Genomic DNA, 12,330 nt, shown 5'->3' with positions numbered 1-12,330 from the left:
TCCTTCTTACTTTACGACAAGGTTTACGATCTTGCCCGGAACAACGATCTGCTTTACGATCTGCTTGCCCTCGATGGCGTGCTGTACCTTTTCCTCTGCCATTGCAGTATCGATCGCAGTCTGCTTGTCGGCGTCGACTGCCAGCTTAATGGTGCACTTCAGCTTGCCGTTTACCTGTACCGCCAGCTCTACCGTGCTCTCGACGGTCTTGGCCTCGTCGTAGGTCGGCCACGGTGCTACGGAGAGCAGACCGGTCTCGCCGAGCTGCTGCCACAGCTCCTCGGTGATATGCGGTGCAAACGGATTGAGCAGCGCCAGGAAAGTCTTGTACTCAGCCTTGTTCACGCCCTTGTCGTAGAACTCGTTGAGCATGGTCATCAGCGCTGCGATAGCGGTGTTGGCCTTGAGGTTGTCTGCGTCCTCGCCGACCTTCTTGATGGTACGGTTCATGAGCACCTCGTGCTGCTCGGAGTAGGTATCGCCGTCCTGCACCTTGTCAGCCAGCGCCCATACGCGCTCGAGGAAGCGGCGGCAGCCCTTGATGGACTTCGGGCTCCACGGAGCAGCCTTCTCAAAGTCACCGATGAACATCTCGTACAGACGCATGGTATCTGCGCCGTAGGTGTCAACGATCTCGTCCGGGTTGACGACGTTGCCGCGGCTCTTGGACATCTTCTCGCCGTTCTCGCCGAGGATCATGCCGTGGCTGGTGCGCTTTGCATACGGCTCCTTGGTCGGCACTACGCCGATGTCATACAGGAACTTATGCCAGAAACGGCTGTACAGCAGATGCAGCGTGGTGTGCTCCATGCCGCCGTTGTACCAGTCAACCGGAGACCAGTATTTCAGTGCTTCCGGCGAAGCAAGCGCCTTGTCGTTGTGCGGGTCCATATAGCGCAGGAAATACCAGGAGGAACCGGCCCACTGCGGCATGGTATCGGTCTCGCGCTTTGCCGGACCGCCGCAGCACGGACAGGTGGTGTTTACCCAGTCGGTCATGTGCGCCAGCGGAGACTCGCCGTTGTCGGTCGGCTCGTAGCTGGTTACGTTCGGCAGCTCAAGCGGCAGCTGATCCTCCGGCAGAGCCACATAGCCGCACTTGTCGCACTTGACGATCGGAATCGGCTCGCCCCAGTAACGCTGACGGGAGAATACCCAGTCACGCAGCTTGTACTGCACCTTGGCATGGCCGATGCCCTTCTCGCCCAGCCACTCGATCATAGCCGGGATAGCGTCCTTAACGGTCTTGCCGTTCAGGAAATCGGAATTTACCAGAATGCCGGTTTCGTCCTTTGCGGTGAACGCAGCCTTCTGGACATCCTCGCCGCCGGAAACAACCTCGATGATCTCACAGCCGAACTTCTTAGCAAACTCCCAGTCGCGGTCATCGTGCGCCGGGACAGCCATGATTGCACCGGTGCCGTAGCCCATCAGAACATAGTCGGAAACGAAGATCGGGATCTGCTTGCCGTTTACCGGGTTAATTGCGGCAACGCCGTCCAGCTTAACGCCGGTCTTGTCCTTATTCAGCTCGGTACGCTCGAAGTCGGACTTGCGGGCAGCCTCCTCACGGTATGCGCGAACGTCCTCGATGTTGTTCAGCTTGTCCGCCCACTTCTCGATCATCGGGTGCTCCGGAGAGATTACCATGTAGGTCGCGCCGAACAGGGTGTCCGGACGGGTGGTGTAAACGGTCAGCGTGTCGCCCTCGGTGGTCTTGAAATCCACCTCGGCACCGGTGGAACGGCCGATCCAGTTGCGCTGCTGAATCTTAACGCGTTCAATATAATCCACATCATCCAGATCGTCGATCAGACGCTGTGCGTACTTGGTGATGGCGAGCATCCACTGGCTCTTGGTCTTGTGAACGACCTCGCTGCCGCAGCGCTCACAAACGCCGTTGACAACCTCCTCGTTCGCCAGAACGCACTTGCAGGAGGTACACCAGTTTACGCTCATTTCCTTCTTGTAGGCCAGGCCCTTCTTGAACAGCTGCAGGAAAATCCACTGGGTCCACTTGTAGTAGCTCGGGTCGGTGGTGTTGATCTCACGCGACCAGTCGAACGACAGACCGAGGCTCTTGAGCTGGCTCTTGAAGCGTGCGATGTTCTTCTTGGTGACCTCTGCCGGATGAACGTGATTCTTGATGGCAAAGTTCTCGGTCGGCAGACCGAATGCGTCCCAGCCCATCGGATACAGCACGTTGTAGCCCTGCATGCGCTTTTTGCGCGCAACGATATCCAGCGCGGTGTAGGAGCGCGGATGGCCTACATGCAGACCCTGACCGGACGGGTACGGGAACTCAACGAGTGCATAGAACTTCTCCTTGTCCGAGTCATTCTCGGCGCAGAAGCACTGCTTCTCGTCCCAGATGTCCTGCCATTTCTTTTCTACTTGTTTATGATCGTACTTCAACGGATTCTCCCCCTAAAGTGAGTTTTTGATTTTGAGCGCGACAACGCGGCGGACACGTTTCCGGGGCCGCCGCATGTCGATATTTTACTTGTCCTCGATACCCAGCTCTTCAAGCGTTACCGGCGTGCCGTCCTTCCACAGGTTCTCCAGATTGTAGAACTTGCGTGCCTCCGGCATGAATACATGCAGTACAGCGCAGCCGTAGTCCAGCAGCATCCACTGTGCGGATTCATAGCCCTCGGTGTGGTGCGGCATCTCGTCGTGATCGTACTTCAGGTGCCACTCTACATTGTCCGCCAGTGCCTTAACCTGCGTAGTGGAGGACGCAGAGCAGATGACGAAATACTCGGTCAGCTCGGTCAAGCGCTCAACATGCAGCACCTCAATGCCCTGAGCCTTTTTCTCGATCAGCGCTTCGCAGATCGCCTTTACAGTTTCTTTTGCAGTCAAAGTATAAACTCCTTTTGTGCGGCAGAAAAGGGTTTGCCTTTCTGCCGATTATGGTATATTGCCTTTATTATGCCTCGGGATCGTACGTTCCGCCGTCGTCCCCGCCGGAGGAAGCACCGCTGTCCTCTCCGCCGCCGGTGTAATCGCCGCCGGAGGAGTCGCCGCCGCTTTCCTCACCGGAGTCGCCGCCGGAATAGTCTCCGCCGCTGTCGCCGCCCGAGTAGTCATTGTTATCCGAATAATCACCGCCCGAGCCGCTGTTGTCGTAGGATGGCTCATCGTAGCTGTAATCCGGTTCTTCGTAATAATCTTCGCTGTAATCGTACGAGCCGGAGGTGTCACCCCATACATTATCTTCCTCGCCCGAGCTTACATAGCCGCCCGAGTAAGTAGTGGTATCCGGTCCGCCGACAATGTCCAGCTTGGAGATCGGCTCCTCGTAGGGGTTGAAATACTTGTTTACCAGCTCCAGCGTCTGGTCGTAATACGGGAAGAAGAACGAATACTGCACTGAGGTGCCCGCCGTGCTCATCTTGCCGTAGCCGGGCAGTGTAAAGAACTGAATGCTGCTGTTGTCGATCTGCATAGCCTGCATGCCCATCCACAGCAGCTCGCCGGCACTGAAGTCGGTCTTGACGTTCTTGAACACGGCCTCTGCGATCGAGCGGATCTTGGTCACATTCTTGATCTGCAGTACCTGACCTGCCAGCGACTTGAGGAACTTCTGCTGATTCTCTACACGGCCTTCATCGCCGTTGGTGTACTGTACGGTGTAATCGTTGTTGTGTCTCCAGCGCAGGAAGCCGACGGTCTGCTTGCCGTCCAGATGCTGCTGGCCTTTTTTCAGGTCGATATGCAGATTCTGCGACGGATCATCGTACTTCATATCGAACGGCACGTCATAATCCACGCCGCCGATCGCATCCACGATGGCTGCAATGCCGTCAAAGTTGACGATAACGTATTTATCCGGCCGGAATCCCATCAGACGCTCGATTTCCTTGCCCATCTGCTCGATGTTGCCGCCCTTGCCGCCGGTATCCATGCCGTAGGCCGCGTTGATCTTCTTGCTCGCGCCGGTTGCCGTGTTGTTGCACATGGTGTCGCGCGGGATGTTCATGACGTTGATAGTCTTATCCTTGGTATCCATGGTTGCGACTATCAAAGCGTCTGTTCGTGTTTCGTCCTCATCAACTGCGCCGACCACGAACGTAAACACATCGTCAATGCGGGTGCCCGAGTTGAGCAGGCTGCTCACATCGACCTTATCGCCGTTTTCCTTGTCCTTGATCGTCGCCTGCGGCGAACGGACGAACCACACAGCCGCAGCTGCTGCGCACGCGAACAGCACCAGCACAACCGCCATAATGATGGCAATGCGCTTGCCCTTCTGTCTGGGTGTCAGCTTTTTTTTCTCCTTCGGAGCCTTTCCCTTTTTGCCGCCCGGCTTGGGCGCCGAGATCGGCTGGTGGTTCCCTTCCGGCTTGGGCGCTGCCTGCTGTGCGGGAGCCTGTGCCGGAGTGCTGTCTCCGTTGCGGTTTTTCCTGCCGCCGCTTCCTCCGAATAGTTTCAAACGATTCCTGCCTCCATTTTACTTGTCCCGCCAGCTGACACCCTGCCGGATCATATCATTATAAGCGGCAATGGTATCGCTGTGGATGAGTTTTCCGCGTGCGACCAGCTCGGTCAGCGTCTGGTCATAGCAGTAGAGCAGGGCGCTGTCGATGTCGATCTGCGCCAGCTCACGCGCCTTATCCACGCCGGGAAAATCACGAGTTTCTTCGATGTAATCCGCCAGATACAAGATCTTGTCAAGCAGCGTCATATGGTTCTTGCCGGTGGTGTGGCAGGCGATGGCATCGCAGATATCCTTGGGCATGTGGTATTCGGCCCGCGCGATGGCTGCCGCCGTCTTTCCGTGCAGCATTTTCGGCTCGCTTTTTTCGACGGTACAGGGTATTATACCGTATTTCTCGCATAAATTCAACTGTTCTTGCGGAGAAAGATATTTTGTTATGTCATGCAGAATGCCTGCGGTACCCGCTTTTTCCGGGTCCTCGCCGTACTTTTCTGCCAGCATGATCGCCGCACGCTCCACGCCGAGCGAGTGCTCATAGCGGTAGCCCTGCAGTCTGGAAAGGATACTTTTACGCATTTCTTCATTACATAACATAACTTTTCCCGCCTTTCTCTGTATTTCTTGCCGCAAAACTACAGCTTTGCCGACAAGGAGGAACGAGCCGCAGGCTGTTCCTAAACTACTGATTTTGAACAAGCTGCTGTATTTATCTGTCAAACCTGTATTTTACAGGCTTAATAGCCGTACAAATGCTTTTCTTCGATGTAATCCGCGACCGATTCCGGTGTATAGCATCGCAGTGCACCGCCCTGCCGCAGCTCGGTCGAGGAAATGGTCAGGCTGTCACCCTGCACCAGCTCTACGGTTGCACCGAGTGAGTCCTTGAGCGCCGCCGCCTTTTCACGCAACGCGTCCCAGTCCTCGTTTTCGCGGGCGCAGACAGCAAGCGAAGCCAGCCGCGCGATCTCGTCCGGCGCACGCCAGATTTTATCGAACGAGAGCAGCATATCCGTGCCGACGATCAGGTGCAGGTCGGTCTCACCGCGTGCATGAAGCGCGCGGAGCGTGTCCACCGTGTAGCTTGCGCCACCGCGGTCGATCTCGATGGTGTCGAGCTGTGCCCACGGCATATCTGCCGTCAGGCGGCGCACCATTTCGCACCGGTCCTCTGCGGACGCGGTGTTCTCCGGCAGAGCCTTGTGCGGCGGAATGTTAGTCGGAATGAACAGCACCCGATCTAAGTTCAGCGCACGGTGCGTGAGTTCCGCCGCGTGCAGATGTCCCAGATGCGGCGGATTGAACGTGCCGCCGAGAATCCCTGTCCTCATTTTACCAGAACGATCTTGCGCTTGTCCTCATCGCTGGACTGGCGGTACAGCACAAACTTGGAGCCGATGCACTGTACAGCGTCCGCGCCGGTGGCCTCGCAGAGCGCCTCGGATACCGTGCGCGGCGTCAGCATCGCACTCTCGAGCACCTTGCCCTTGACCAGTTCATGGGATTCGAGCAGCGCGTCCAGTTCGCGTTCTACCGCGTCGGTTACGCCTTCCTTGCCGATGATCAGCGTGACCGCCAGCGGGTTTGCCATTGCACGAAGCTGTGCGCGTTGTTTTGTGTTAAGCATAAATGTAAACTCCTGTAATTTCGTTATATTTTTTCGTAGGGCGGGCTGCCCTACGGATTCGCTTATATTTTATCCTTTAAGGCTTCTTTCAGCTTATTCAAAGCATTTGCCCGATGAGAGATTGTATTCTTGACCTCTGCGGGCAGTTCGCCGAAGGTACAGCCGTATTTCTCTACATAGAACAGCGGGTCATAGCCGAAGCCGCCTGCACCGTGGTTCTCGCGGAGCAGTTCTCCTTCACATTCACCGCGCACGGTGAGCGTTTCGCCGTCCGCAAGCACACACGCGATCGCGCACACGAAACGGCAGGCGCGGTTTTCCTTATCCTGCATATTTTTCAGCAGGAAGGCATTGCGGTCCTCGTCCGTACCCTCGCAGTAGCGCGCGGAGTAGATACCGGGAGCGCCGTCCAGCGCATCCACGCACAGGCCGCTGTCGTCCGCGAGAGCGGGCAGACCGGTGAATTCTGCGGCGGATTTTGCCTTGATCATGGCGTTTTCCTCGAAGGTTTTGCCGTTTTCCTCGGGTTCGGGGGCACCCTCCGGCAGCGGGATGATTTCAATGCCGAGGCTGCTCACGATAGCGGACAGCTCTGCCAGCTTTTTCTTGTTATGGGAAGCAAGTACAAACTGCATTACAGACTTTCCCCCATCACCTTGGCCTGCTTGCGGCACAGCGTCAGGCAGCCGCGCTTGCCGAGTCCGAGCAGCTTGCGCAGCTCGGTATCCGTGAACGGACGGCCCTCGCCGGTGCCCTGCACCTCGATGAACTCACCCTTGCTCGTCATAACCACGTTGCAGTCCACGATGGCGTGGCTGTCCTCGGCGTAGTTGAGGTCGAGCACGGCTTCATCCTCAAAAATGCCGACCGAAACGGCTGCAACCTGTGCGGTGAGCGGCATTTTCTCGATCACGCCGTCGGCCAGCAGCTTTTTGCATGCAAGCCAGAGTGCAACAAATCCGCCGGTGATGGACGCGCAGCGCGTGCCGCCGTCCGCCTGAATAACATCGCAGTCAATCGTGATCTGGCGCTCACCGAGTGCTTCGCGGTCAACGACCGCACGCAGCGCACGGCCGATCAGACGCTGGATCTCGCTCGAGCGACCGTCCAGCTTGAGCGACTTGATATCGCGTTTTTTGCGGGTGTTGGTCGCACGCGGGAGCATCGCGTACTCGGCGGTTACCCAGCCGAGGCCCTTGCCCTCGAGGAACGGCGGTACCTTTTCCTCGACCGACGCGGTGCAGATGACCTTGGTGTTGCCCATCTCGACCAGCACCGAGCCTTCCGCGTACATCGTATAATCAGTGGTAATCTTCACCGGACGCATTGCGCCCTTGGTTCTTCCGTCAGGTCTCTGCATTTTCGTCCTCCTCGGTCTGTTCCTCGTCGTTTTCTGTGTTTTCGTGAACCGGCGGCAGGATGGCCTCCAGGAATGCCGCACGATCAAAGTCGATCAGATCGTCAATGCCCTCGCCAACGCCGACCAGCTTGACCGGAACACCCAGTCCTGCCGAAATGGCGATTACGATGCCGCCCTTTGCGGTGCCGTCCAGCTTGGTGAGAATAATGCCGGTCAGCTCGGCAGCCTTGTTGAACTCCTCAGCCTGATGAACCGCATTCTGACCGGTGGTCGCGTCCAGCACGAGCAGCGTTTCGCGCGACGCATCCGGCAGCTCGCGGGAGATAACGCGGTCGATCTTCGCCAGCTCGTTCATCAGGTTGGCCTTGTTGTGCAGACGGCCTGCCGTATCCACGATGATAATATCGCTGCCGCGTGCCTTGGCCGCCGAGATGGAGTCAAACACAACAGCTGCCGGGTCTGCGCCCTCGCCGTGGCGAACGATGTCCGCACCGGCACGTTTAGCCCAGATTTCGAGCTGGTCCGCTGCCGCTGCGCGGAAGGTATCCGCCGCCGACAGCATAACCTTTTTACCCTCATTGACATAGCGGGCCGCCAGCTTGCCGATCGAGGTCGTCTTGCCGACACCGTTGACGCCGATTACCAGAATGACCGCCGGCTTGCCGTCCGTATTCAGCGGCTGGTTATCGAGCATGTTGTCGGTCAGCACCTCGCGGAGTAAATCGCGCAGCTCGTCTGCCGTGGTGGTCTTGCGCAGCTTGGCGCGCTTTTCCACCTCAGCGACGATCTTCGCCGCCGTGGATGCACCGACGTCCGACAGGATGAGTGCTTCTTCCAGCTCCTCGAGCAAATCATCGTCGATCTTGACAAATGCCGCAAACACGCTGTCCAGCGAATGGCTCACCGCATCCGAGGTTTTCTTGAAGCCCTGCTTAATTTTATCAAAAAATCCCATGCTTATCTCCTTATGTTTTTATCTTGCAAATCAGGAATCCGTATTTAGTTATTATTTCCCATAGTAGTTGATACGCCAGTTTTCCCAGTCCGTGCGGTCAATCCGCTCACCCCAGAGAACATAGCCGCGGGCGTGTCCCCAGTGCCGAAACTCAACCGGATGCCGCGCCGCATAGCCGTCTGTCGTAAGAGAGCCGTCCGGCAATCGCCTTTCCACATCCAGCCGATACGGATATTTTGCGCTTCGCATATCCATTGCCGCAATTCTCCATTTTCCATTACTTAATGGTATTTTTGAGCCGTTTTTCTGCCTCAGCCAGATTGAGCATCAGCATTTTGGAAACGCCCTGCTCCTGCATGGTCACGCCGTAGAGCATATCTGCTTCTTCCATTGTACCACGTCTGTGGGTAATTACAATAAATTGTGTCGAATCTGTCAGGCGGCGAATGTATTTTGCAAACCGCTGCACGTTTACATCATCGAGCGCGGCTTCGATCTCATCGAGCACGCAGAACGGCGTAGGCCGCAGCTTGAGAATCGCAAAGTACAGCGCAATAGCGACAAACGCCTTTTCACCGCCCGAAAGCAGCGTAATCGTTTTAACCGCCTTGCCCGGTGGAGACACGCGGATGTCGATACCGCAGTTCAGAATATCCGAGGTATCGGCAAGCTGCAGTTCGGCGTGTCCGCCGCCGAAAATCTCGCGGAAGGTATCGCGGAAGTACACATTCAGCTTGGCGAACTCGGACGCGAAAATCTCCTTCATGCTGACGGTCAGCTGGTCGATGACCTTGCGCAGATCGGTCTGCGCGGTCTCGAGGTCGTCCTTCTGCTCCCGCAGAAAGCTGTACCGCTCCTGCACGCGCTGAAATTCGTCCACCGCATCCAGATTGACGTTGCCGAGCGCCCGCATTTTCAGGCGCAGTTCCTGCACACGGCCGCGCGTTTCACCGAGGTTTTCAATCGGTTTGGCAATCTCTGCCGCCGGTGTGGGTGTCAGCTCGTAGCTTTCCCACATTTTATCCAGAATCTGTGTTTCCTCGGTTTTCAGCTGTCCGGCGCGGTTTTCCAGTCGGGCGGTCTCGCGTTCGAGTTCAAGGATTTCCTCGTTGCGGCTCTGTGCCGCCTTTTCCAGACGGACCCGTTCGCCCTCGGTCTGTTCGCGCCTGCCGGTCTGCCGCGCAAGCTGTTCGCTGAGCAGCCGGGCGGTCGTGTCGCGTCCGTGCTTGGCTGCGCGGACTTGGGTGAGTTCATCGGTCAGGCGTGCGATTTCCGCCGCAAAGCCTGCAATCGTCTGCTCCGCACCGGACACGCCCGCGTCGAGGTCGGCCTTGAGCCGCTCAAGTTCCGCGAGTGCGCGTGCTTCGCTGTCCTGCGCCGTGCGCGTCTCCGCGAGCGCGGTCTGCGCGGCTGTGATGCGCGAAGCCGTCTGCGCCAGCTGTTCCGCGGCGGCGTTCACTGCCGTACGGTGCTCGGTGCAGACCTGCTCGGCAGCTGCAAGCGCCTGCTCTGCGGCAGACCGGCGCTCCGTGCAGGCGGCAAGTGTCTGTTCATACTTCTGCTGTGTCGCTGTGAAGTTAGTCTGTTCAGAAATCAGGCTGTCATACCGTTTCTGCAGGCTTTCCAACAGGAATTTATGCTGTTTTACCGAAGCAGCAAGTCCGGCTCTCTCCTGCTCCGCGTGCCGGCGGTCGGTTTCGATGGTCTGCGCCTGCCCGGCAAGCGATTCCAGTTCCTGTCCTGCAGCCTGCTCGGTCTGTGCCAGCATTTTTCGCTCCTGCTCGAGTGCGCGCACGCGCTCCTCGGCAGCGTGCAGGCGTTCCGCACGCGCCAGTGCGCCGGTGCCGTGGGAGACCGAGCCACCTGTCATGGCGCCGCCTGCCTGCAGGATTTGTCCGTCTAAGGTGACAATGCGAAACCGGTGTCCGTACGCCTTGGCCAGTGCCAGCGCAGTGTCCATATTCTCCGAAATGACCGTGCGCGCCAGCAGATTGCACACAATATTCTTATATTTTTCATTAAATCTGACGAGAGCATCTGCGGTGCCGAAGCAGCCGTTCTGCCGTTCCAGGCCGGTCTCCCGCAGGCTGTTTGCCCGAATGGTATCCAACGGCAGGAAGGTCGCGCGGCCGCCGTCCGTGCGCTTGAGGTACGAAATGCACTGCTTGCCCACGCTCGTGCTGTCCACCACGATGGAGGACGCCGACGCACCGAGTGCAGTGTCGATTGCCGTCACGAACCGCTTTTCGGTCGTGATGAGCGCGGAAACCGGACCGTGCACGCCGTTCATCGCACCCTTTTCAGCCTGCCGCATGACGGCTTTCACCGACCGAGAGAAGCCCTCGTACTCGTGCTGCATGTCAGTCAGCATTTTTACACGGCTCTGCATTTCGCTCAGCGAGGACTGCGCTGCTCGCAGGTCGTTCTTCGCCTGCTCGGCCTTTCGGCGGCAGGTCTCCGCCTGAGCGGCTGCCGTCTGCGCCTGCTTTGCCGTTTCGGTAAGCGTTTGCTCGCACGCGGTCAGTTCCCGCTCGAGATTGTCCTGTACCTGCTTTTCGGTATCCAGCTGCTGTGCCGCTGCTGCGATTTCGGAATCCAGCGTCATTTTGCGGTCGTTCATGCCCGCCAGACCGCTCTCGGCGGCTGTTCGGTCGAGTTCGAGCACGTGCAGCGTGCGCTCCTGCCTGCGCTGCGCCTGCTCAGCCTGCCCAAGTGCCTGCTCGGCCTGTGTGCGCTGCTGCTCCTGCTCAGCAGACTGTTTTCGGAGTGCATCCAGTTCAGCCGACTGTACCTTCTCCTGCTCATTCCATGCAGAAATACGCTCGCGCCGTTCGGCGAGCTGCGCATCCATGCTCTGCACCTGCTCGGCGCGGTGTGCGCTCTCCTGCCGTGTGCGCTCGATATTCTCCTCGCAGTTGCGGATGTTCGCCTGAATAACCGCCTCACGGCTGATCTGCTCGGCGGCAAACTGCTCGGCTTCGCGCAGCTCGTTTCGCAGACGTTCGGTTTCCCTGTCAATCTCACGCAGTGACTCAGCCAGCTGCTCGGACTGCGCATACAGCGTTCCCTGCTGCTGTTTTGCATCCGCAAGCTGCTTTTCGCAGGTTGTCCGGTCTTTATTCAGCTTGGCAGTGTCATTCTTGAGCTGCTCGAGCGACAGCAGCCACAGCGAGACCTCAAGCACGCGCAGCTCATCCCGCAGATGCAGAAACCTTTTCGCCTTGCCAGCCTGCTGCTCGAGCGGCTCGAGCCGGTTTTCCAGTTCGCCGTACAGGTCGCGGATACGCACCAGATTTTCCTCGGTGGCTGACAGTCTGCGCTCGGCTTCCTCCTTACGGTAGCGGAACTTGGTGATGCCTGCGGCTTCCTCGAAGATTTCGCGCCGGTCCTCGCTCTTGAAGGACAGAATCTCATCAATGCGGCCCTGTCCGATGCTGGAATAGCCGTCGCGTCCCAGACCGGTATCCATAAACAGCTCGTGCACGTCCTTGAGGCGGCAGTGCTTTTTGTTGAGGAAATACTCACTCTCGCCCGAGCGGTAGTACCGGCGCGTGACCATAATTTCGGTAAATTCCGAGCGGAACACATGCGCCGAATTGTCCAGAATGAGCGAAACCTCGGCAAAGCCGACCGGACCGCGCTTGGCTGTGCCGCCGAAGATCACGTCCTCCATCTTCGCGCCGCGCAGAGACCGCGAGGACTGCTCCCCCAGAACCCACCGGATGGCATCCGAAATATTCGATTTTCCCGAGCCGTTCGGACCGACGATCGCCGTAATGCCGCCGAGAAATTTGATCTCGGTGCGATCCGGGAACGACTTGAAGCCCTGTAAAATCAGGCTTTTGAGAACCATATGCCACCTCTTTATTATAGATAGTTTTATTTTACCACTGCGGCAGTATCTTTTCAACGACTAACTGCGTCACGCAGAAAAAAGAGGTCGATTT

11 protein-coding genes are annotated in these 12,330 nt (G+C 57.8%); all 11 read right to left on the bottom strand.

The annotated features are described in order from the left end of the window. Positions 1–6: 6 nt before the first annotated feature. Positions 7–2,415, bottom strand: coding sequence for a leucine--tRNA ligase (leuS, locus tag DW724_RS01175; RefSeq protein ID WP_118760385.1), 2,409 nt, complete (start codon positions 2,413–2,415; stop codon positions 7–9). An 84-nt stretch (positions 2,416–2,499) separates the two neighbouring features. After that, positions 2,500–2,865 (bottom strand): ribosome silencing factor, encoded by a 366-nt coding sequence (rsfS, locus tag DW724_RS01170; RefSeq protein WP_110436454.1) that lies wholly within the window; start codon positions 2,863–2,865, stop codon positions 2,500–2,502. 67 nt (positions 2,866–2,932) lie between these two features. Then, a complete protein-coding gene (locus tag DW724_RS01165) occupies positions 2,933–4,438 on the bottom strand; it encodes an LCP family protein (protein ID WP_118760384.1) in 1,506 nt (501 codons plus the stop codon). Positions 4,439–4,456: 18 nt separating this feature from the next. Beyond that, positions 4,457–5,038 carry a bis(5'-nucleosyl)-tetraphosphatase (symmetrical) YqeK gene (gene yqeK / locus DW724_RS01160; protein ID WP_118760383.1) on the bottom strand — a complete coding sequence of 194 codons (582 nt, stop codon included), beginning with the start codon at positions 5,036–5,038 and terminating at the stop codon, positions 4,457–4,459. Between the two features lie 140 nt (positions 5,039–5,178). Next, positions 5,179–5,772, bottom strand: coding sequence for a nicotinate (nicotinamide) nucleotide adenylyltransferase (gene nadD, locus DW724_RS01155; protein ID WP_118760382.1), 594 nt, complete (start codon positions 5,770–5,772; stop codon positions 5,179–5,181). Continuing rightward, on the bottom strand, positions 5,769–6,068 hold the full coding sequence (locus tag DW724_RS01150) for a YhbY family RNA-binding protein (protein ID WP_110436450.1): 300 nt from the start codon (positions 6,066–6,068) through the stop codon (positions 5,769–5,771). Before DW724_RS01150 ends, nadD begins: the two co-directional genes overlap by 4 nt. Positions 6,069–6,130: 62 nt before the next feature. Next, positions 6,131–6,703, bottom strand: coding sequence for an RdgB/HAM1 family non-canonical purine NTP pyrophosphatase (gene rdgB / locus DW724_RS01145; protein ID WP_118760381.1), 573 nt, complete (start codon positions 6,701–6,703; stop codon positions 6,131–6,133). Continuing rightward, positions 6,703–7,428 carry a ribonuclease PH gene (rph, locus tag DW724_RS01140; protein WP_117492600.1) on the bottom strand — a complete coding sequence of 242 codons (726 nt, stop codon included), beginning with the start codon at positions 7,426–7,428 and terminating at the stop codon, positions 6,703–6,705. The genes rdgB and rph overlap by 1 nt, the downstream gene beginning before the upstream one ends. After that, complete coding sequence (ftsY, locus tag DW724_RS01135; RefSeq protein WP_118360396.1) at positions 7,415–8,383, bottom strand: signal recognition particle-docking protein FtsY; 969 nt, start codon at positions 8,381–8,383, stop codon at positions 7,415–7,417. The genes rph and ftsY overlap by 14 nt, the downstream gene beginning before the upstream one ends. A gap of 51 nt (positions 8,384–8,434) precedes the next feature. Further along, positions 8,435–8,638 (bottom strand): hypothetical protein, encoded by a 204-nt coding sequence (locus DW724_RS01130; protein WP_117492604.1) that lies wholly within the window; start codon positions 8,636–8,638, stop codon positions 8,435–8,437. Between the two features lie 22 nt (positions 8,639–8,660). Further along, a complete protein-coding gene (gene smc / locus DW724_RS01125; RefSeq protein ID WP_118760380.1) occupies positions 8,661–12,236 on the bottom strand; it encodes a chromosome segregation protein SMC in 3,576 nt (1,191 codons plus the stop codon). Positions 12,237–12,330: the final 94 nt, after the last annotated feature.

Origin of the sequence: Butyricicoccus sp. AM27-36 (assembly GCF_003480945.1) — a bacterium.
GTDB lineage: Bacteria > Bacillota > Clostridia > Oscillospirales > Butyricicoccaceae > Agathobaculum > Agathobaculum butyriciproducens.
Note: the sequence above shows the minus strand (reverse complement) of the source record. Positions and strands in the feature narration are given on the sequence as shown.

Excerpts from the sequence above, each read along its gene's own strand:
- yqeK (WP_118760383.1), bottom strand. The coding sequence starts at position 5,038 with ATGTTATGTAATGAAGAAATGCGTAAAAGTATCCTTTCCAGACTGCAG.
- nadD (WP_118760382.1), bottom strand. The coding sequence starts at position 5,772 with ATGAGGACAGGGATTCTCGGCGGCACGTTCAATCCGCCGCATCTGGGA.
- DW724_RS01150 (WP_110436450.1), bottom strand. The coding sequence starts at position 6,068 with ATGCTTAACACAAAACAACGCGCACAGCTTCGTGCAATGGCAAACCCG.
- rdgB (WP_118760381.1), bottom strand. The coding sequence starts at position 6,703 with ATGCAGTTTGTACTTGCTTCCCATAACAAGAAAAAGCTGGCAGAGCTG.
- rph (WP_117492600.1), bottom strand. The coding sequence starts at position 7,428 with ATGCAGAGACCTGACGGAAGAACCAAGGGCGCAATGCGTCCGGTGAAG.
- ftsY (WP_118360396.1), bottom strand. The coding sequence starts at position 8,383 with ATGGGATTTTTTGATAAAATTAAGCAGGGCTTCAAGAAAACCTCGGAT.
- DW724_RS01130 (WP_117492604.1), bottom strand. The coding sequence starts at position 8,638 with ATGGATATGCGAAGCGCAAAATATCCGTATCGGCTGGATGTGGAAAGG.
- smc (WP_118760380.1), bottom strand. The coding sequence starts at position 12,236 with ATGGTTCTCAAAAGCCTGATTTTACAGGGCTTCAAGTCGTTCCCGGAT.